Source organism: Caballeronia sp. LZ035 (assembly GCF_031451175.1).
Lineage (GTDB): Bacteria > Pseudomonadota > Gammaproteobacteria > Burkholderiales > Burkholderiaceae > Caballeronia.
Genome location: NZ_JARUXS010000001.1, coordinates 2,297,852 through 2,317,429, shown reverse-complemented (window position 1 = coordinate 2,317,429; position 19,578 = coordinate 2,297,852). Strand labels below are relative to the sequence as shown.

The 19,578-nt window shown below is 62.4% G+C and carries 20 protein-coding genes and 1 tRNA gene; all 21 read left to right on the top strand.

Features of this window, described 5'->3' with window-relative positions; genetic code table 11:
- The first annotated feature begins 24 nt into the window (after positions 1-24).
- The 21 genes from QCE88_RS10880 to QCE88_RS10780 all read left to right on the top strand — a co-directional run bounded on the left by QCE88_RS10880 (position 25) and on the right by QCE88_RS10780 (position 19,546).
- Positions 25-1,041, top strand: coding sequence for an NAD(P)H-quinone oxidoreductase (locus tag QCE88_RS10880; RefSeq protein ID WP_309901717.1), 1,017 nt, complete (start codon positions 25-27; stop codon positions 1,039-1,041).
- A gap of 186 nt (positions 1,042-1,227) precedes the next feature.
- Positions 1,228-2,001 carry a triose-phosphate isomerase gene (gene tpiA / locus QCE88_RS10875; RefSeq protein WP_309901715.1) on the top strand — a complete coding sequence of 258 codons (774 nt, stop codon included), beginning with the start codon at positions 1,228-1,230 and terminating at the stop codon, positions 1,999-2,001.
- A 94-nt stretch (positions 2,002-2,095) separates the two neighbouring features.
- Complete coding sequence (gene secG / locus QCE88_RS10870; protein ID WP_309901713.1) at positions 2,096-2,482, top strand: preprotein translocase subunit SecG; 387 nt, start codon at positions 2,096-2,098, stop codon at positions 2,480-2,482.
- 137 nt (positions 2,483-2,619) lie between these two features.
- Positions 2,620-2,704: transfer RNA gene (locus QCE88_RS10865), tRNA-Leu, on the top strand.
- Positions 2,705-2,917: 213 nt separating this feature from the next.
- Positions 2,918-3,277 (top strand): NADH-quinone oxidoreductase subunit A, encoded by a 360-nt coding sequence (locus tag QCE88_RS10860; protein ID WP_309832630.1) that lies wholly within the window; start codon positions 2,918-2,920, stop codon positions 3,275-3,277.
- Positions 3,278-3,338: 61 nt separating this feature from the next.
- Entirely contained in the window at positions 3,339-3,818 is a 480-nt protein-coding gene (locus QCE88_RS10855; RefSeq protein WP_076786425.1) for an NADH-quinone oxidoreductase subunit B family protein, read from the top strand.
- Between the two features lie 20 nt (positions 3,819-3,838).
- Positions 3,839-4,441, top strand: coding sequence for an NADH-quinone oxidoreductase subunit C (locus QCE88_RS10850; RefSeq protein WP_309901711.1), 603 nt, complete (start codon positions 3,839-3,841; stop codon positions 4,439-4,441).
- 9 nt (positions 4,442-4,450) lie between these two features.
- Complete coding sequence (locus tag QCE88_RS10845) at positions 4,451-5,704, top strand: NADH-quinone oxidoreductase subunit D (RefSeq protein ID WP_309832627.1); 1,254 nt, start codon at positions 4,451-4,453, stop codon at positions 5,702-5,704.
- A 152-nt stretch (positions 5,705-5,856) separates the two neighbouring features.
- Entirely contained in the window at positions 5,857-6,342 is a 486-nt protein-coding gene (gene nuoE / locus QCE88_RS10840; RefSeq protein WP_309832626.1) for an NADH-quinone oxidoreductase subunit NuoE, read from the top strand.
- Positions 6,339-7,658 (top strand): NADH-quinone oxidoreductase subunit NuoF, encoded by a 1,320-nt coding sequence (nuoF, locus tag QCE88_RS10835; protein ID WP_309901708.1) that lies wholly within the window; start codon positions 6,339-6,341, stop codon positions 7,656-7,658. Before nuoE ends, nuoF begins: the two co-directional genes overlap by 4 nt.
- Positions 7,659-7,710: 52 nt before the next feature.
- On the top strand, positions 7,711-10,050 hold the full coding sequence (gene nuoG, locus QCE88_RS10830; RefSeq protein ID WP_309901706.1) for an NADH-quinone oxidoreductase subunit NuoG: 2,340 nt from the start codon (positions 7,711-7,713) through the stop codon (positions 10,048-10,050).
- Positions 10,051-11,115, top strand: coding sequence for an NADH-quinone oxidoreductase subunit NuoH (gene nuoH, locus QCE88_RS10825; RefSeq protein WP_309901704.1), 1,065 nt, complete (start codon positions 10,051-10,053; stop codon positions 11,113-11,115).
- Positions 11,116-11,164: 49 nt separating this feature from the next.
- Positions 11,165-11,653 carry an NADH-quinone oxidoreductase subunit NuoI gene (nuoI, locus tag QCE88_RS10820; protein WP_309901702.1) on the top strand — a complete coding sequence of 163 codons (489 nt, stop codon included), beginning with the start codon at positions 11,165-11,167 and terminating at the stop codon, positions 11,651-11,653.
- Positions 11,654-11,795: 142 nt separating this feature from the next.
- Positions 11,796-12,485, top strand: a complete 690-nt coding sequence (locus QCE88_RS10815) for an NADH-quinone oxidoreductase subunit J (protein ID WP_309901700.1) — start codon at positions 11,796-11,798, stop codon at positions 12,483-12,485.
- A gap of 21 nt (positions 12,486-12,506) precedes the next feature.
- Positions 12,507-12,812 (top strand): NADH-quinone oxidoreductase subunit NuoK, encoded by a 306-nt coding sequence (gene nuoK / locus QCE88_RS10810; protein WP_007588140.1) that lies wholly within the window; start codon positions 12,507-12,509, stop codon positions 12,810-12,812.
- A 17-nt stretch (positions 12,813-12,829) separates the two neighbouring features.
- Positions 12,830-14,923 carry an NADH-quinone oxidoreductase subunit L gene (gene nuoL, locus QCE88_RS10805; protein ID WP_309901698.1) on the top strand — a complete coding sequence of 698 codons (2,094 nt, stop codon included), beginning with the start codon at positions 12,830-12,832 and terminating at the stop codon, positions 14,921-14,923.
- A gap of 13 nt (positions 14,924-14,936) precedes the next feature.
- Positions 14,937-16,436: an NADH-quinone oxidoreductase subunit M gene (locus QCE88_RS10800; RefSeq protein ID WP_309901696.1), complete on the top strand. Its 1,500-nt coding sequence runs from the start codon at positions 14,937-14,939 to the stop codon at positions 16,434-16,436.
- A gap of 25 nt (positions 16,437-16,461) precedes the next feature.
- Positions 16,462-17,934, top strand: a complete 1,473-nt coding sequence (nuoN, locus tag QCE88_RS10795; protein ID WP_309901694.1) for an NADH-quinone oxidoreductase subunit NuoN — start codon at positions 16,462-16,464, stop codon at positions 17,932-17,934.
- On the top strand, positions 17,934-18,254 hold the full coding sequence (locus tag QCE88_RS10790; RefSeq protein ID WP_309901692.1) for a DUF2818 family protein: 321 nt from the start codon (positions 17,934-17,936) through the stop codon (positions 18,252-18,254). The genes nuoN and QCE88_RS10790 overlap by 1 nt, the downstream gene beginning before the upstream one ends.
- A gap of 50 nt (positions 18,255-18,304) precedes the next feature.
- Complete coding sequence (locus tag QCE88_RS10785) at positions 18,305-18,904, top strand: NUDIX hydrolase (protein ID WP_309901690.1); 600 nt, start codon at positions 18,305-18,307, stop codon at positions 18,902-18,904.
- A 201-nt stretch (positions 18,905-19,105) separates the two neighbouring features.
- On the top strand, positions 19,106-19,546 hold the full coding sequence (locus QCE88_RS10780) for a DUF1178 family protein (protein ID WP_309901688.1): 441 nt from the start codon (positions 19,106-19,108) through the stop codon (positions 19,544-19,546).
- Positions 19,547-19,578 lie beyond the last annotated feature (32 nt).

Here is a 19,578-nt window from a genome sequence, read left to right as displayed (position 1 = left end):
ATCGCGGGTTCCAGGGGAGAGGTCATGAAAGCCATCGAAATCACCGAGTTTGGCGCGCCCGAAGTCTTGAAACTGGGCGAGCGTCCGCAGCCCGCGCCCGGCAAGAATGAAGTGCTCATCAAGGTGTCGGCGTCGGGCGTGAACCGTCCGGATGTCCTGCAGCGCAAGGGCGCGTATGCACCGCCGCCGGGCGCGTCGGACCTGCCGGGGCTGGAAGTGGCGGGCGAGATCGTCGATGGCGATTTCAATCCGAAGCACAATCCGTTCGGTCTGAAGAAGGGCGACCGCGTGTGCGCGCTGCTCGCGGGTGGCGGTTATGCCGAATACGCGGTGGCGCCGCTCGAACAATGTCTGCCGGTGCCGGCGGGCCTGTCCGACATTGAGGCGGCATCGCTGCCGGAAACTTTCTTCACGGTGTGGAGCAATGTGTTCGAGCGTGCGCATCTCGGTGCGGGCGAGAACGGCGAGGAAGAGACGCTGCTGGTGCAGGGCGGGTCGAGCGGTATCGGCGTGACGGCGATCCAGATCGCGAAGGCGCTCGGCTTTCGCGTGTTTGCGACGGCCGGCACCGATGAAAAATGCCGCGCGTGCGAAGCGCTCGGTGCGGAGCGCGCGATCAACTACAAGACGGAAGATTTCGTCGAAGTGGTGAAGTCGCTGACCAACGACCGTGGCGTCGACGTGATTCTCGACATGGTCGCCGGCGACTATCTGCCGCGCGAACTCAAGGCGCTCGCCGATGGCGGCCGCGTCTGCGTGATCGCGCTGCTCGGCGGCTCGAAGGCCGAGATCAACCTGAACGACATTCTGCGGCGCCGGCTGGTCATCACGGGCTCGACGCTGCGCCCGCGTCCGGTCGCGTTCAAGGCGAAGCTCGCGGCGAAGCTGAAGGAGCGCGTGTGGCCCGAGATCGAGGCGGGGCGCATCAAGCCGGTCATCCATCAGGTGTTTCCGGCTGCTGAAGCCGCGGCGGCGCACGAGCTGATGGAAAGCAGCACGCATGTCGGCAAGATCATGCTGGACTGGCGCGATGCGTCGTGACGTGCTCATGACGTGCCCAAAGTGCAAGGCACTTTTGCCGGTTTGACCGGTTTCGTCGGATCACAGTAAAATCGCCTGTTTTGCAGGCAGTTTGCGATTCGTAAAGGTTTCATTCCAATAACAGGGCGGCTGTTCCGGTTTACCGGTCAAGCGCATCCGGCAAGCCGCCGCCGATCGACGAGACTTATGTCCAGACAACGAGCGAAACTGGTGGTAGGCAACTGGAAGATGCATGGTCGCATCGACGAAAACGCGGCCCTGTTGACCGAAGTAGCTGCCGGAGCATCGGCTTTGCAGAAGGACGTCCGCGTGGGCGTGTGCGTGCCGTGCCCTTATCTCGCGCAATCGCAGGCGTTGCTGAGCGGCTCGGTGGTGAAGTGGGGCGTGCAGGACGTGTCCGCGCATGCCGGCGGCGCCTACACCGGCGAAGTCGCGGCGGAGATGGCGGTGGACTTCGGCGTCACTTACGCAATCGTGGGTCATTCGGAGCGTCGCGCGTATCATCGCGAAAGCCCGGAACTCGTCGGCGCGAAAACGCAGCGCGCGATCGAAGCGGGCCTCGTGCCCATCGTCTGTGTCGGCGAAACGCTGGAAGAGCGCGAGTCGGGCGCGACCGAGCAGGTCATCGGCACGCAGCTGGACGCCGTGCTGATGCTGCTGACCGAGGAGCAGGCGGCGGGCATCGTGGTCGCCTACGAACCGGTGTGGGCCATCGGCACCGGCAAGACGGCGCAACCGGAGCAGGCGCAGGCGGTTCACGCATTCCTGCGTCGCAAGCTGCAGGAGAAGGGCGCGACAGTGGCCAACGCGTTGCTGCTGTACGGCGGCAGCGTCAAGCCGGACAATGCGCGGGAATTGTTTGCACAAGGCGACATCGACGGCGGCCTGATTGGCGGCGCGTCGTTGAAGTCGAAGGATTTTCTGGCGATCTGCCAGGCTGCGCAAACCGCCTTGCAATAAGTCATCGGGCAAGCGGCACGCGTGCAGGGCAGATCAGGAAAGACCATTGCGGCACGCAAGTGTCATTGAAACATCAGGAATCAGGTGAGTTGAAATGCTGTATTTGAAGACATTGATTATCGTCGTCCAGTTGTTGTCGGCGCTGGGCGTTATCGGACTCGTGCTGCTGCAGCACGGCAAGGGCGCCGACATGGGCGCGGCATTCGGCAGCGGTTCGTCGGGCAGCCTGTTCGGCGCGACCGGATCAGCGAATTTTCTTTCGCGTACGACAGCCGTCCTCGCCGCCGTGTTCTTCGTCACGACGCTGGCGCTGACCTATCTCGGCAGCTACAAGCCGCAGGCATCGGCGGGCATTCTGGGTGACGCGCCGGTGGCCGCTTCGGCTGCGATTCCGGCCTCGGGCGCCGCGCCCGCAACCGCTGCCTCGGGTGCTGCACCTGCTGCCGCTTCGTCCGCGCCGGGCAACGACGTTCCCAAATAATCGGCTCGAACGCCAAAACAAATTTCTCGCGAAAACTGCATTTTGTGCGTTGAACAATTCGGAACGGGCAGTTATAATTCTGGTCTTGAAGCGATTCGCGGCAATTAAGAAGTAGTTTTCCCGGATTGCAGTACAGTGCCGACGTGGTGAAATTGGTAGACACGCTATCTTGAGGGGGTAGTGGCGAAAGCTGTGCGAGTTCGAGTCTCGCCGTCGGCACCAAAGTTATCCAATGCCAGCCGCATGCATCGCTTCGGCTGGCATTGTCACTTCTGGAGTACCCTTACGGTTTTGAAGCGGTGGTGCTCGCCATGCGGCGATTGTCACAGTGTGCTGATAACGTGAGCGGTCCCAAGTGAATCCCCTGTCGGGTGGTCCGTCCCGGCTGAGGCGCTCAATCAATAACAGACCATCTCTACCGAACAGAGGATAGCCTTGAACCTCGCACCCTATTACCCCGTCTTCTTGTTTCTTGTGGTGGGCCTTGGTTTAGGTATAGCGCTGGTCAGCATTGGCAAGATCCTCGGTCCCAACAGGCCCGACACCGAAAAAAACGCACCTTACGAGTGCGGCTTCGAAGCCTTCGAAGACGCGCGGATGAAGTTCGATGTGCGTTACTATCTCGTCGCAATTCTTTTCATCATTTTCGACCTTGAGACTGCGTTCCTGTTTCCGTGGGGCGTGTCCCTGCGCGAGATCGGCTGGCCCGGCTTCATCGCGATGATGATTTTCCTGCTCGAATTTTTGCTCGGCTTCGCCTACATCTGGAGAAAGGGCGGGCTCGACTGGGAATGACGGTTAGATCACCGGATTCATGGGCGGCTTTGGCTGGCAGCTCATCTGGAGTGGACAAGAAATGAGTATCGAAGGGGTCTTGAAGGAAGGCTTTGTCACCACCACGGCTGACAAGCTGATCAACTGGACGCGCACCGGCTCGCTGTGGCCGATGACGTTCGGCCTCGCCTGCTGTGCGGTCGAGATGATGCACGCAGGCGCCGCCCGCTATGACCTGGACCGTTTCGGCGTCGTGTTCCGCCCGAGTCCGCGTCAGTCCGACGTCATGATCGTCGCCGGCACGCTGTGCAACAAGATGGCGCCCGCGCTGCGCAAGGTGTACGACCAGATGGCCGAGCCGCGCTGGGTCATCTCCATGGGTTCGTGCGCGAACGGCGGCGGCTACTACCACTATTCGTACTCCGTCGTGCGCGGTTGCGACCGGATCGTACCCGTGGATGTCTACGTCCCCGGCTGTCCTCCGACCGCCGAAGCGCTGGTCTACGGCGTGATCCAGTTGCAGGCGAAGATTCGCCGCACCAACACCATCGCCCGTAGTTAAGGGCCTGAGTCTCCCCAACTATGGCAAGCAAACTCGAGACCCTCAAAGCGAACCTCGAGACGGCGTTTGGTGGCCGTCTGCAGAGCATTACGGAGTCGCTCGGGCAAGTGACGATCGTCGTCAAGGCGTCGAACTACCTGGAAGTCTGCAAGCAGCTGCGCGATGATCCGTCGCTGCGCTTCGAGCAGCTCATGGACCTCTCCGGCGTGGACTATTCCACCTACGGCGACGGCGCCTACGACGGCCCGCGCTTCGCCGCCGTCAGCCATCTCCTGTCCATCTCGAACAATTGGCGCGTGCGCGTGCGCGTGTTCGCGCCGGACGACGAAGTGCCCATCGTGCCTTCGGTGGTCGACCTCTGGACCTCGGCGAACTGGTACGAGCGCGAAGCGTTCGACCTCTACGGCATCGTGTTCGAAGGCCACCCCGACCTGCGCCGCATCCTGACGGACTATGGCTTCATCGGCCATCCGTTCCGCAAGGACTTCCCGGTCTCCGGCTACGTGGAAATGCGCTACGACCCGGAAGAGAAGCGCGTGGTGTATCAGCCTGTGACGATCGAACCGCGCGAGATCACGCCGCGCGTGATTCGCGAAGATCGCTATGGCGGTCTGAAACATTAAGAGAACGCCATGGCAGAGATCAAGAACTACACGCTGAATTTCGGCCCGCAGCATCCGGCAGCGCACGGTGTGCTGCGCCTCGTGCTCGAACTCGACGGCGAAGTGATCCAGCGCGCGGACCCGCACATCGGTCTGCTGCATCGCGCGACCGAGAAGCTCGCCGAAACCAAGACTTTCCTGCAGTCGGTGCCGTACATGGACCGTCTCGACTACGTGTCGATGATGGTCAACGAGCACGGCTATGTGATGGCGATCGAGAAGCTGCTGGGCATCGACGTGCCGATTCGCGCGAAGTACATCCGCGTGCTGTTCGACGAAATCACGCGCGTGCTGAACCACCTGATGTGGATCGGCTCGCACGCGCTCGACGTCGGCGCAATGGCAGTGTTCCTGTACGCGTTCCGCGAGCGCGAAGACCTGATGGACGTCTACGAGGCGGTGTCCGGCGCGCGCATGCACGCGGCGTACTATCGTCCGGGCGGTGTGTATCGCGACCTGCCGGATGCGATGCCGCAATACAAGGCATCGAAGATCCGCAACGCGAAGGCGCTCGACCGGATGAACGAGACGCGCCAGGGTTCGCTGCTCGACTTCATCGAAGACTTCTTCAACCGTTTCCCGGGTTGCGTCGACGAGTACGAAACGCTCCTCACCGACAACCGCATCTGGAAGCAGCGTCTCGTGGGCATCGGCGTGGTGAGCCCAGAGCGTGCGCTGCAGATGGGCCTGTCGGGCGCGATGCTGCGCGGGTCGGGCATCGAGTGGGATCTGCGCAAGAAGCAGCCGTACGAAGTGTATGACCAGCTGGACTTCGACATTCCCGTCGGCGTGAACGGCGATTGCTACGACCGTTATCTGGTGCGCGTGGAAGAAATGCGCCAGTCGGTCCGCATCGCCAAACAGTGCATTGCGTGGCTGCGCAAGAATCCCGGCCCTGTGATGGTCGATAATCACAAGGTTGCGCCGCCGTCGCGCGTCGGCATGAAGAGCAACATGGAAGAGCTGATTCACCACTTCAAGCTCTTCACCGAAGGTTTCCACGTGCCGGAAGGCGAGACGTACGCGGCAGTGGAGCATCCGAAGGGCGAGTTCGGCATCTATCTGATCTCGGACGGCGCCAACAAGCCGTATCGCCTCAAGATTCGCGCGCCGGGTTATGCGCATCTCGCCGCGCTCGACGAAATGGCGCGCGGCCACATGATCGCCGACGCCGTGACGATCATCGGTACGCAGGACATCGTGTTCGGCGAGATCGATCGCTGATCTCCCTTGCCGCGTGAGCGGCGCGCTCCTGGAGCCGCCGCGCATGAAAACGCGAGTGCAATAACAGGAATCCGCAGGAACGCCAGGTCTGCCGCAAGTGAATAACGCGGCGGGTTTTCGTTCGGTAGGAATTGAAAGAGTCGTGTCTGAAAATGATCTCAGCTGAAGGCCTGAAAGAAATCGATCGCGCAGTCGCGAAATATCCCGCCGAGCAAAAGCAGTCGGCGGTGATGGCGGCGCTTGCGGTCGCCCAGGAAGAGCAGGGTTGGCTCTCGCCCGAACTCATGCAGTTCGTGGCGGACTACCTGAGCATGCCGCCGGTCGCCGTGCAGGAAGTCGCGACGTTCTACACGATGTACGAGCTCAAGCCGGTCGGCAAGCACAAGGTCACGCTCTGCACGAACCTGCCTTGCCAGCTCGGACCGGACGGCGGTTCGGACAGCGCGGCCGAGTATCTGAAGCAGAAGCTGGGAATCGATTTCGGCGAGACCACGGCCGACGGCAAGTTCACGCTGAAGGAAGGCGAGTGTTTCGGCGCGTGCGGCGACGCACCCGTGATGCTCGTGAACAACCATCGCATGTGCAGCTTCATGAGCCGCGAGAAGATCGACCAGTTGCTCGAGGAACTTTCGAAATGACGTCACTCCACGATCGGCACATCAAGCCGCTGATCCTCGCCGGCCTCAATGGCGAGAACTGGCATCTCGAAGACTACGTCGCGCGCGGCGGCTACAAGCAGCTGCGCCGCATCCTGGAAGAGAAGATTCCGGCCGAGCAGGTGATCGCCGACGTCAAGGCGTCGGGCTTGCGCGGCCGCGGCGGCGCGGGCTTCCCGACCGGCCTGAAGTGGAGCTTCATGCCGCGTCAGTTCCCGGGGCAGAAGTATCTCGTCTGCAACTCGGACGAAGGCGAGCCGGGCACGTTCAAGGACCGCGACATCCTGCGCTGGAACCCGCATGCGCTGATCGAAGGCATGGCCATCGGCGCGTATGCCATGGGCATCACGGTCGGCTACAACTATATTCACGGCGAGATCTTCGAGGTTTACCGCGTGTTCGAGGCGGCGCTTGAAGAAGCGCGCCAGGCCGGCTATCTCGGCGCGAACATCCTGGGCTCGGGCTTCTCGTTCGAACTGCATGCGCATCATGGCTATGGCGCGTACATCTGCGGCGAAGAAACCGCGCTGCTCGAATCGCTGGAAGGCAAGAAGGGCCAGCCGCGCTTCAAGCCGCCGTTCCCGGCGAGCTTCGGCGTGTATGGCAAGCCCACCACGATCAACAACACCGAGACCTTCGCGGCCGTGCCGTTCCTGCTGGAAATCGGCCCGCAGAATTATCTCGAACTCGGCAAGCCGAACAACGGCGGCACGAAGATCTTCTCCATTTCGGGCGACGTGAACCGTCCGGGCAACTACGAGATTCCGCTCGGCACGCCGTTCTCGACGCTGATGGAACTGGCCGGCGGCGTGCGTGGCGAGAAGATCAAGGCGGTGATCCCGGGCGGATCGTCAGCGCCGGTGGTGCCGGGCGACATGATGCTCGCCACCGACATGGACTACGATTCGATCGCCAAGGCCGGCTCCATGCTGGGTTCGGGCGCGGTGATCGTGATGAACGAGACGCGCTGCATGGTGCGCTCGCTGCTGCGCCTGTCGTACTTCTACTATGAAGAGTCGTGCGGCCAGTGCACGCCGTGCCGCGAAGGCACCGGCTGGCTGTATCGCGTGGTGCATCGCATCGAGCATGGCCTCGGCCGCAAGGAAGATCTGGATCTGCTGAACTCGGTCGCCGAGAACATCATGGGCCGCACCATCTGCGCGCTGGGCGACGCAGCGGCGATGCCCGTGCGCGGCATGCTCAAGCACTTCTGGGACGAATTCGAATATCACGTCGAGCACAAGCACTGTGTTGTCGGCGGACATGCGCACGCGCCGTCCGAAGCGCTGACCGCGTAATCAGGCGCGCAGTCAGATGCGCGAGACAAGAGGTTGAGGACCATTCCCCATCATGGTTGAACTAGAAATTGACGGCAAGACGGTCGAGGTGCCCGAAGGCAGCATGGTGATCCAGGCTGCGCACAAGGTCGACACGTACATTCCTCACTTCTGCTATCACAAGAAGCTCTCGATCGCGGCGAACTGCCGGATGTGCCTCGTCGAAGTCGAGAAGATGCCGAAGGCCGTTCCCGCCTGTGCCACGCCGGTGTCGGCGGGCATGATCGTGCGCACGACCTCCGACAAGGCCGTGAAGGCCCAGCAGTCGGTGATGGAATTCCTGCTGATCAACCACCCGCTCGACTGCCCGATCTGCGATCAGGGCGGCGAATGCCAGCTGCAGGATCTGGCCGTCGGTTACGGCAAGTCGCAGTCGCGCTACAGCGAAGAAAAGCGCGTGGTGTTCCACAAGAACGTCGGTCCGCTCATCTCGATGGAAGAGATGTCGCGCTGCATCCACTGCACGCGCTGCGTGCGCTTCGGCCAGGAAGTGGCCGGCGTGATGGAGCTCGGCATGCTGGGCCGCGGCGAGCATTCGGAAATCACGTCGTTCGTCGGCAAGACGGTGGATTCGGAACTGTCGGGCAACATGATCGACCTGTGCCCGGTCGGCGCGCTCACGAGCAAGCCGTTCCGCTACAGCGCCCGTACCTGGGAACTGTCACGCCGCAAGTCGGTGAGCCCGCACGATTCCGTCGGCGCGAACCTCGTGGTGCAGGTGAAGAACAACCGCGTGATGCGCGTTCTGCCGATGGAAAACGAAGCCATCAACGAATGCTGGATCTCGGACAAGGACCGCTTCTCGTACGAAGGCCTGAACAGCGACGAGCGTCTCACCACGCCGATGCTGAAGCAGGGCGGCAACTGGATCGAAACCGACTGGCAGACCGCGCTCGAATACGTGGCGAAGGGCCTGAAGGGCATCCAGGCGGATCATGGCGCGAGCGCCATCGCCGCACTGGCCACGCCGCACAGCACGGTCGAGGAACTGCATCTGCTGAAGGCGCTGGCTGAAGGCGTCGGTACGCCGAACGTGGACTTCCGTCTGCGCCAGCATGATTTCTCGGCGCCGGTCGGCGTCGGCGCACCGTGGCTCGGCACGAAAATCGCCGATCTGTCGTTGATCGACACGGCCTTCGTGATCGGCTCGTTCCTGCGCCGCGATCATCCGCTGTTCGCCGCACGTCTGCGTCAGGCCGCGAAGAGCGGCGCGAAGATCACCTTCCTCAACGCCAGCAACGACGACTCGCTGATCCCGACCGCGCATCGCCTGGTCGCGGCGCCGTCGGCGTGGCTCGATCAACTCGCGGGCATCGCGGCAGCCGTGGCGGAAGCGCGCGGCGTCGCGCTGCCGGACGCATTCGCGGGCCGCGAAGTATCGGCGGCGTCGAAAGACGTCGCGGCATCGCTGTCGGCGGGCGAGAAGCGCGTCGTGCTGCTTGGCAACGTCGCGGTCCAGCATCCGGACTTCGCACAGATTCAGGCGGCGGCCCAGTGGATCGCCGACAACACCGGCGCCACGCTCGGCTTCCTCACGGAAGGCGCGAACTCGGTCGGCGCGTATCTCGTCGATGCCGTGCCGGGCGAGGGCGGTCTCAACGCCCGCGAAGTGTTCGAGCAGCCGCGCAAGGGTTACGTGCTGCTGAACGCCGAGCCGGAATTCGACACGGCCAACCCGGCGCAGGCCATCGCCGCGCTGAAGGCTGCGGAAATGGTCGTCGTGATGTCGCCGTTCAAGCACGGCATGGACTACGCGGACGTGTTGCTGCCGATCGCGCCGCACACGGAAACCTCGGGCACTTTCGTCAATGCGGAAGGCACGGCTCAGTCGTTCAACGGCGTCGTGCGCGCGCTGGGCGACACGCGTCCGGGCTGGAAGGTCCTGCGCGTGCTGGGCACGATCCTCGGCCTGCCGGGCTTCGAATTTGACACGGCGGAAGAAGTGCGCGTTGCGGCGCTCGGTACGGGCGACCTGAGCGCGCGTCTGTCGAACAAGACCTCGGTGGCGGCCACGCGCGCTGCATCGAACGTGGTGCTGAACGGCAGCGGCCTGCAGCGTCTCGCCGATGTGCCGATCTATCACGCCGATGCGCTGGTGCGCCGTGCGCCGTCGCTGCATCTGACGGTGGCTGCACGTGACGCAAACGTCGCCGGCCTGCCGACCGCGCTGTTCGACAAGCTCGGCCTGAAGGATGGCGAAGCGGTGCGCATCAAGCAGGGCGACCGGTCGGTGACGCTGCCGGCGGTCCGCGATGCGAACCTGGCGGAATCGGTGGTCCGCGTGTCGGCGGGCACGACGGCTGGCGCCGCGCTCGGCGGCCTGTTCGGTGAACTGGTAGTGGAGAAGGCGTAAATGGGCTTGTTCGATACGATCAACGCAGGCGGCACGCAGCTTCTCGGCGTCGCATGGCCGACGGTGTGGGCGGTGGTCCGCATCCTGGTGGTTTCGGTGGTCATCCTGCTGTGCGTGGCGTACCTGATTCTCTGGGAACGCAAGCTCATCGGCTGGATGCACGTGCGTCTCGGCCCGAACCGTGTCGGTCCCGCCGGTCTGCTGCAGCCGATCGCGGACGTGCTGAAGCTTCTGCTCAAGGAAGTGATTCAGCCGACCGCAGCCAGCAAATGGATCTACATGATCGCGCCGATCATGACCGTGGTGCCCGCGTTCGCGGTGTGGGCAGTGATCCCGTTCCAGGCGAAGGCGGTGCTGGGCGACATCAACGCGGGTCTGCTGTACGTGATGGCGATCTCGTCGATCGGCGTCTACGGCGTGATCCTGGCGGGCTGGGCGTCGAACTCGAAGTACGCGTTTCTCGGCGCGATGCGCGCGGCGGCGCAGATGGTGTCCTACGAAATCTCGATGGGCTTCGCGCTGGTCGTGGTGCTGATGGTCGCCGGCACGCTGAACATGTCGGAGATCGTGCATTCGCAGCAGCGCGGCATGTTCGCGGGCTGGGGCGTCAACTTCCTGTCGTGGAACTGGCTGCCGCTCCTGCCGATGTTCGTCGTGTACTTCATCTCGGGCATCGCTGAAACGAACCGTCACCCGTTCGACGTGGTGGAAGGCGAGTCGGAAATCGTCGCGGGCCACATGATCGATTACTCGGGCATGGCGTTCGCGCTGTTCTTCCTGGCCGAGTACATCAACATGATCGTCATCTCGGCCATTGCGACGACGCTGTTCCTCGGCGGCTGGGATGCGCCGTTCGGCTTCCTGTCCTTCATTCCGGGCGTATTCTGGTTCGCCTTCAAGATTTTCCTGCTGCTGTCGGTGTTCATCTGGGCGCGCGCGACGTTTCCGCGTTACCGCTACGACCAGATCATGCGTCTGGGCTGGAAGGTGTTCCTGCCGGTGTCGGTGATCTGGGTGGTCGTGGTCGGTTTCTGGATCATGTCGCCGCTCAACATCTGGAAGTAGTCGGACGAAGCCAGCACAAGAGCGCAGGACCAGAGCGGACGAAATCATCATGAACGCAATACAGAACTTCTTCAAAACCTTCTTCCTGACCGAGCTGCTGAAGGGTCTGGCGCTGACGGGCCGTTACACGTTCCAGCGCAAGATCACGGTGCAGTTCCCGGAAGAGAAGACCCCGATCTCGCCGCGTTTCCGCGGCCTGCACGCGCTGCGCCGGTATGAAAACGGCGAAGAGCGCTGCATCGCCTGCAAGCTGTGCGAAGCGGTTTGCCCGGCCATGGCGATCACGATCGAATCGGAAACGCGCGCGGACAACACCCGTCGCACGACGCGTTATGACATCGACCTGACCAAGTGCATCTTCTGCGGTTTCTGCGAAGAGAGTTGCCCGGTCGATTCCATCGTCGAGACGCACATCCTCGAATATCACGGCGAGAAGCGCGGCGATCTGTACTTCACGAAGGACATGCTGCTTGCGGTCGGCGACCGTTATGAGAACGAGATTGCCGCGGCGAAGGCGGCAGACGCGCCGTATCGTTGATCGAGACTTGTAGCAAACGTAGTTGCTCGCTTTGCTTGCAGTTGCTTTCAGTTGCTGTTCGGCACATGCGGGAAGCGCGGGGCAGACCGTCCCGGCGCCGACACACCATGCCTGATGATGGCCTAACGATGAACCGGTAATCATGGAATTCACAACCGTATTGTTCTATATCTTCGCGCTGCTGCTGGTCGCATCCGCGCTGAAGGTGATCACCTCGCGCAACCCGGTGTCGTCCGCGCTGTTCCTCGTGCTCGCGTTCTTCAACGCGGCCGCGATCTGGATGCTGCTGCAGGCGGAATTCCTCGCGATCCTGCTGGTGCTCGTGTACGTGGGCGCGGTGATGGTGCTGTTCCTGTTCGTGGTCATGATGCTCGACATCAACATCGATGTCCTGCGCCGCGACTTCAAGCGCTTCGTGCCGCTCGCGAGCATCGTCGGCGCGATCATCGTGGTGGAAACCGCGCTGATCCTGTGGCACGGCTTCGGCGCGACCACCACGCCGCTGCGCGACGCCTCCGCCGGCGCGGGCGTGTCGGGTGCAGCCGTGATGTCGAACACGCAGCTGATCGGCAAGGTCATCTACACCGACTACATCTTCGCGTTCGAAGTGGCGGGCCTCGTGCTGCTGGTGGCGATCATCGCGGCCATCTCGCTGACGATCCGCGACAAGAAGGACAAGAAGACGCAAAACGTCAGCCAGCAGGTCAAGGTGCGCGCGCAGGATCGCGTGCGCATCGTGAAGATGAAGTCCGAAACGGAGGCGCCCGATGCCGCCACGGAACCCGCGGTGACCGGCAACATCGGCGCGGGCACGGTCGACAACAAGGGCTGAGCGGAAGGAGATAACCAGAAAATGTTGAGTCTTGCCCATTACCTCGTGCTCGGTGCGATTCTGTTTGCGATCAGCATCGTCGGCATCTTCCTGAACCGCCGCAACGTCATCATCATCCTGATGGCCATCGAACTGATGCTGCTCGCGGTGAACACCAATTTCGTCGCGTTCTCGCACTATCTCGGCGACGTGCACGGCCAGATCTTCGTGTTCTTCGTGCTGACCGTCGCCGCCGCCGAAGCTGCAATCGGCCTGGCGATTCTCGTGACCCTGTTCCGTAGCCTCGACACGATCAACGTCGAGGACCTCGATCAGCTCAAAGGTTAATTTCAGGCAAGGCTGTTATGTCCACGACACTCAATGAAAACCTCCTGCTCGCGGTTCCGCTGGCGCCGCTCGCCGGCTCGCTGATCGCAGGGCTGTTCGGGAAAGCGGTGGGGCGCAAGGGCGCGCACAGCGTGACCATTCTCGGCGTCTTCATTTCCCTCGTTCTGTCGGTGCTCGTCTTCAACGACGTGATGCACGGCGCGAGCTTCAACGCCACCATCTACGAATGGATGAACGTGGGCCCGTTGAAGATGGAAGTCGGCTTCCTGGTCGATTCGCTGACGGCCATGATGATGGTCATCGTGACCTTCGTCTCGCTGATGGTGCACATCTACACGATCGGCTACATGGCGGACGAGGAAGTGGGCTACGAGCGCTTCTTCTCGTACATCTCGCTGTTCACGTTCTCGATGCTGATGCTCGTCATGAGCAACAACTTCCTGCAGCTGTTCTTCGGCTGGGAAGCGGTGGGCCTGGTGTCGTACCTGCTGATCGGCTTCTACTTCACGCGTGAGAGCGCGATCTACGCCAACATGAAGGCGTTCATCGTGAACCGCGTGGGCGACTTCGGCTTCCTGCTGGGCATCGGCCTGCTGCTCGCGTTCTCGGGTTCGCTCAACTACGGCGAAGTCTTCGCGCAGAGCGACAAGCTCGCCACGATGGCCTTCCCGGGCACGCAGTGGGGCCTGCTGACGGTTGCCTGCATCTGCCTGTTCATCGGCGCGATGGGCAAGTCGGCGCAGTTCCCGCTGCACGTCTGGCTGCCGGATTCGATGGAAGGCCCGACGCCGATCTCCGCGCTGATTCATGCGGCGACCATGGTGACGGCCGGTATCTTCATGGTGACGCGCATGTCGCCGCTGTTCGAGCATTCGGACGCTGCGCTCTCGTTCGTCACGGTCATCGGCGCGATCACCGCGCTGTTCATGGGCTTCCTCGGCGTCGTGCAGAACGACATCAAGCGCGTGGTCGCGTATTCCACGCTGTCGCAGCTGGGCTACATGACGGTCGCGCTGGGCGTCTCGGCGTATCCGGTGGCGGTGTTCCACCTCGGCACGCACGCGTTCTTCAAGGCACTGCTGTTCCTTGGCGCGGGTTCGGTCATCATCGGCATGCACCACGACCAGGACATGCGCAACATGGGCGGCCTCGCCAAGTACATGCCGATCACGTGGATCACGTCGCTGATCGGGTCGCTGGCGCTGATCGGCACGCCGTTCTTCTCGGGCTTTTACTCGAAGGATTCGATCATCGAAGCCGTGAAGTACTCGCATCTTGCGGGCTCGGGCTTCGCGTACTTCGCGGTGGTGGCGAGCGTGTTTGTCACGTCGCTGTACTCGTTCCGCATGTATTTCATGGTGTTCCATGGTCCCGAGCGCTTCCGCGGTCCGAAGCATCCCGACTCGCCGATGGGCCAGGCCGAAGCGCAGCATGCACATGATGCGCATGGTCATGACGCTCACGGCCACGGGCACGACGACCACGGCCACGGCCATGGCCACGGTCCGCACATCCCGCACGAAAGCCCGTGGGTGGTGACGCTGCCGCTCATCCTGCTGGCGATTCCGTCGATCATCATCGGCGCGATCATGATCGGCCCGATGATCTACGGCGACTTCTTCTCGCACGGCGTGGTGTTCGACAAGGTCATCTTCATTGGCGAGAACCATGAAGGCCTGAAGGAAATGGCCGAAGAGTTCCACGGCTGGATGGCGATGGCGATTCACGGCATCGTGACGCCGGGTCCGGTGTGGCTCGCGGCGCTGGGCGTGATCGTCGCGTGGTTCTTCTACATGAAGCGCCCGGACCTGCCGGCCGTCGTTGCGCGCACGTTCCGTCCGATCTACGTGCTGCTCGACAACAAGTACTACTGCGACAAGATCAACGAGGTCGTGTTCGCGAAGGGCGCGGTGGCACTGGGCCGCGGCCTGTGGAAAGAGGGCGATGTGGTCGTCATCGACGGCATCGTCAACGGCAGCGCGCGGTTCATGGGCTGGTTTGCCGGCGTGATCCGCTTCCTTCAATCCGGTTACATCTACCACTACGCGTTCGCCATGATTATCGGCATGTTGGGGCTCTTGACCCTGTTTGTGACGCTCGGCGGCAAATAAGGCGAGGGACTCCATGCACTCTTTTCCGATTCTCAGTGTCGCGATCTGGCTGCCGATCATCTTCGGTCTGCTGGTGCTCGCGGTAGGCAACGACCAGAACCCGGCGCCCGCGCGCTGGGTCGCGCTGATCGGCGCGGTGCTCGGGCTGATCGTCACGATCCCGCTCATCACCGGCTTCGACAACTCCACCGCCGCGCTACAGTTCGTCGAGCAGGCGAACTGGATCGAACGCTTCAACATCACGTATCACCTCGGCGTCGACGGCATCTCGATGTGGTTCGTCGTCTTGACGGCGCTCATCACGGTGATCGTCGTGATCGCCGGCTGGGAAGTGATCACCCAGCGCGTGTCGCAGTACATGGCCGCGTTCCTGATTCTCTCGGGCATCATGATCGGCGTGTTCTCCACGGCGGACGGGCTGCTGTTCTACGTGTTCTTCGAAGCCACGCTGATTCCGATGTACATCATCATCGGCGTGTGGGGCGGGCCGAACCGCGTCTATGCGGCGTTCAAGTTCTTCCTGTACACGCTGGCCGGTTCGCTGCTGATGCTGATCGCGCTGCTGTATCTCTACACGAAGACCGGCACGTTCGACCTCGCCACGTGGCACGCGGTGAAGCTCGACATGACGCCACAGGTGCTGTTGTTCATCGCGTTCTTCCTGGCCTTCGCGGTCAAGGTGCCGATGTTCCCGGTCCACACCTGGCTGCCGGATGCGCACGTTGAAGCACCGACGGGCGGCTCGGTCGTGCTGGCGGCCATCATGCTGAAGCTGGGCGCCTACGGTTTCCTGCGCTTTTCGCTGCCCATCGCGCCGGACGCCAGCCACTTCCTCGCACCGGTGGTGATCACGCTGTCGCTGATCGCGGTGATCTACATCGGCCTGGTCGCCATGGTGCAGGCCGACATGAAGAAGCTGGTCGCGTATTCGTCGATCGCGCACATGGGCTTCGTCACGCTCGGATTCTTCATGTTCGGTCCGTCGAGCCAGCTCGGCGTGGAAGGCGCGATCATCCAGATGATCTCGCACGGCTTCGTCTCGGGCGCGATGTTCCTGTCCATCGGCGTGCTGTATGACCGTGTGCATTCGCGTCAGATCGCGGATTACGGCGGCGTCGTCAACACCATGCCGAAGTTCGCCGCGTTCGTGATGCTGTTCGCGATGGCCAACTGCGGCCTGCCGGGCACGTCGGGTTTCGTCGGCGAGTTCATGGTGATTCTGGCGGCAGTGAAGTACAACTTCTGGATCGCCTTCCTGGCCACCTTCACGCTGATCCTGGGCGCGGCCTACACGCTGTGGATGTACAAGCGCGTGTACTTCGGCGCGGTCGCGAACGACCACGTCGCGAAGCTCAAGGACATCAACAAGCGCGAATTCCTGATGCTGACCGTGCTCGCGGTGTTCACGCTGTACATGGGCCTGCATCCGAAGCCCTTTACCGACGTGATGCACGCGTCGGTGGCAAACCTGCTCTCCCACGTCGCGCAGTCCAAGCTGCCGCTGGCCCAGTAACGGCGTGCGGAGGAACTAAAAGATCATGCAAAACGCCCCTATGAGCATTCTCTGGCCCGACGCGCTCCTGATGGCCGCGGTCGTCGTGGCCTGGCTGAACGATACGATCTTCGGACCGAAGAGCCGCGGCACGACCTATCTGATCGCACTCGTCTCGACGGTCGTCATCGGCGTGTGGTTCGCCTTCACGGCGCTCGACCCGACGCCGCATTACTTCTTCACGCGCATGTACATCGTCGATCCGTTCGCGAGCGCGATGAAGGCGGTCGTGTGCCTGGGCTACGCGGTATCGATCATCTATTCGAAGAAGTATCTCGAAGACCGCGACCTGTTCCGCGGCGACTTCTTCCTGCTCGGCCTGTTCTCGCTGCTCGGCCAGTGCGTGATGATCTCGGGCAACAACTTCCTGACGCTGTATCTCGGTCTCGAACTGATGTCGCTGTCGCTGTATGCGGTCATCGCGCTGCGCAAGGATGCGCCGCAGTCGAACGAGTCGGCCATGAAGTACTACGTGCTCGGCGCGCTCGCTTCCGGCTTCCTGCTCTACGGCATCTCGATGCTGTACGGCGCGACCGGTTCGCTCGAACTGAACGAAGTGCTGAAGGCGGTGGCCTCCGGCCATATCAACGACGCGGTCCTGCTGTTCGGCGTGATCTTCATCGTGGCGGGCGTGGCCTTCAAGATGGGCGCGGTGCCGTTCCACATGTGGGTGCCCGACGTCTACCAGGGCGCGCCGACCGCCATGACCATGCTCACCGGCGGCGGCCCGAAGGTCGCGGCCTTCGCGTGGGGCCTGCGCTTCCTCGTGATGGCGCTGTTGCCGCTCGCCGTGGACTGGCAGGAAATGCTGGTGATCCTCGCGGCGCTCTCGCTGATCGTGGGCAATATCACCGGTATCGTGCAGAAGAACATCAAGCGGATGCTGGCGTACTCGGCCATCTCGAACATGGGCTTCGTGCTGCTCGGCCTGCTGTCGGGTGTCGTCGACGGCAAGCTCACGGGCGCTGCCGGCGCGTACAGCTCGGCGATGTTCTACAGCATCATCTATCTGATCACGACGCTCGGTTCGTTCGGCGTGGTCATGCTGCTGGCGCGTCGCGACTTCGAAGCCGAGATGCTCGACGACTTCAAGGGTCTCAACCAGCGCAGCCCGGTCTTCGCGTTCGTCATGATGATCATGATGTTCTCGCTGGCAGGCATTCCGCCGACGGTCGGCTTCTACGCGAAGCTCGCCGTGCTCGAAGCGACGATGAACGCCGGCCTGACCTGGCTCGCCGTGCTGGCCGTGCTGACTTCGCTGGTGGGGGCGTTCTACTACCTGCGCGTCGTGAAGCTGATGTACTTCGATGCGCCGGAAGACCACGCGCCGATCGTCTCGGGCGGCCTCAACCGCTCGCTGCTGACGCTGAACGGCCTCGCCGTGCTGGTGCTCGGCCTGGTGCCGGGTCCGCTGATGTCGGCTTGCCTGACGGCCATCTCGCATACGCTGTCGCTGTAATGTCGGCTGCGGGCTGGTTCATCGTGTTGTTGGCGTTCGTGTGCGCCAACCTGCCGTTCCTGAATCAGCGCCTCTTCGCCGCCGTGCCGCTGCCCCTGCCCGCAACGGCGGGGCACAAGGCCGCGAAGAAGAGCGCGTGGATCCGGATCGGCGAGCTTGTGGTTCTCTACTTCGTCGTCGGCGCGCTCGGCTTCATGCTCGAAGCGCGCGCCGGCAACCGTTTCGATCAGGGATGGCAGTTCTATGCCATCACCTTCAGTCTGTTCGTGGTGTTCGCTTTTCCGGGCTTCACGTTCCAGTACCTCGTCAAACGCCGCTGACGGCTTCATGCCGTTAGCGGCCTGTTCGCTTCCCACGCACAGGTTTCCAGATGGCAGATCAACGTTCCTTTCCCGCTGGCGATGAAGGCCTTGTCGAAAAGAAGGTCGACAGCGTCACGCTCCACGAAGGCAAATTCCTGACGCTCAAATGCGACACCGTCGAATTGCCCGACGGCAAGCACGCGACGCGCGAGTTCGTCGAGCATCCGGGCGCGGTGATGATCCTGCCGGTGTTCGACGACGGCCGCGTGCTGCTTGAACGGCAGTTTCGTTATCCGGTGGGACGCGTGCTGCTGGAATTCCCGGCGGGCAAGCTCGATCCGAACGAGAGCGAGCTGAGCTGCGCGAAGCGTGAGCTTCAGGAAGAGACCGGCTACACGGCGCGCGAATGGACCTTCCTGACGCGTATCCATCCGGTGATCTCGTATTCGACGGAGTTCATCGATATCTATCTGGCGCGCGGTCTCGTCGAAGGTGATGCCCGGCTCGATGAAGGTGAGTTTCTCGAAACCTTCATCGCCGACGAAGCGCAACTGATGCGCTGGGTGAAGGACGGCAGCATCAGCGACGTGAAGACGATCATCGGCGTGTTCTGGCTGGAGAAGATCCGCTCGGGTGAATGGCCGCCGGGCGAGCCAGCGCAGGATTAAGGCACGGATTCCGGATTCAAACGACACAGGCGGCCCATCGGCCGCCTGTGTCGTTTCCGGCCGTGCAACGCAGCGTGCTGGCCGAGCGGATAGAATGAACGACCGGCTCAATCCGGTTATGATTTTTCGATTCCACCTCGTTTTAGTACGCTCGTTCATAAAGTCCGTGAACTGAGCTACACTCCATGAAGCCCGAATAGCATGAAGGTCCTCGATTTAAAGTGCGCGCACGATCACCGGTTCGAAGGCTGGTTCGCCTCCACGGAGGAGTTCGAGTCGCAACTGGCGCGCAAGCTGGTCGCCTGTCCGGTGTGTTCGGCGACTGACGTCAGCCGGATGCCGTCTGCGCCGCGTCTGAATCTGTCGTCGGCGCGGAGTGAGGTAGCGCAGAAGGCGGTGAACGCGCCCGCTGCTACTGAAGTACAGGCCCGCGCGTTGCAGTTCATGCGCGAGCTGATATCGAAGACCGAGAACGTGGGCGAGCGGTTTGCCGAGGAAGCGCGGCGCATTCATTACAACGAGGCGCCGGCGCGCAACATTCGCGGCGTCACGACGCCCGAAGATGCGCACGCCTTGCTCGAAGAAGGAATCGACGTATTGCCGTTGCCTGTTCCGGACGCACTGAAGGAGCCGCTGCAGTAAGCATCGCGCGCGGTGTTCTCCATGGCCCGGAT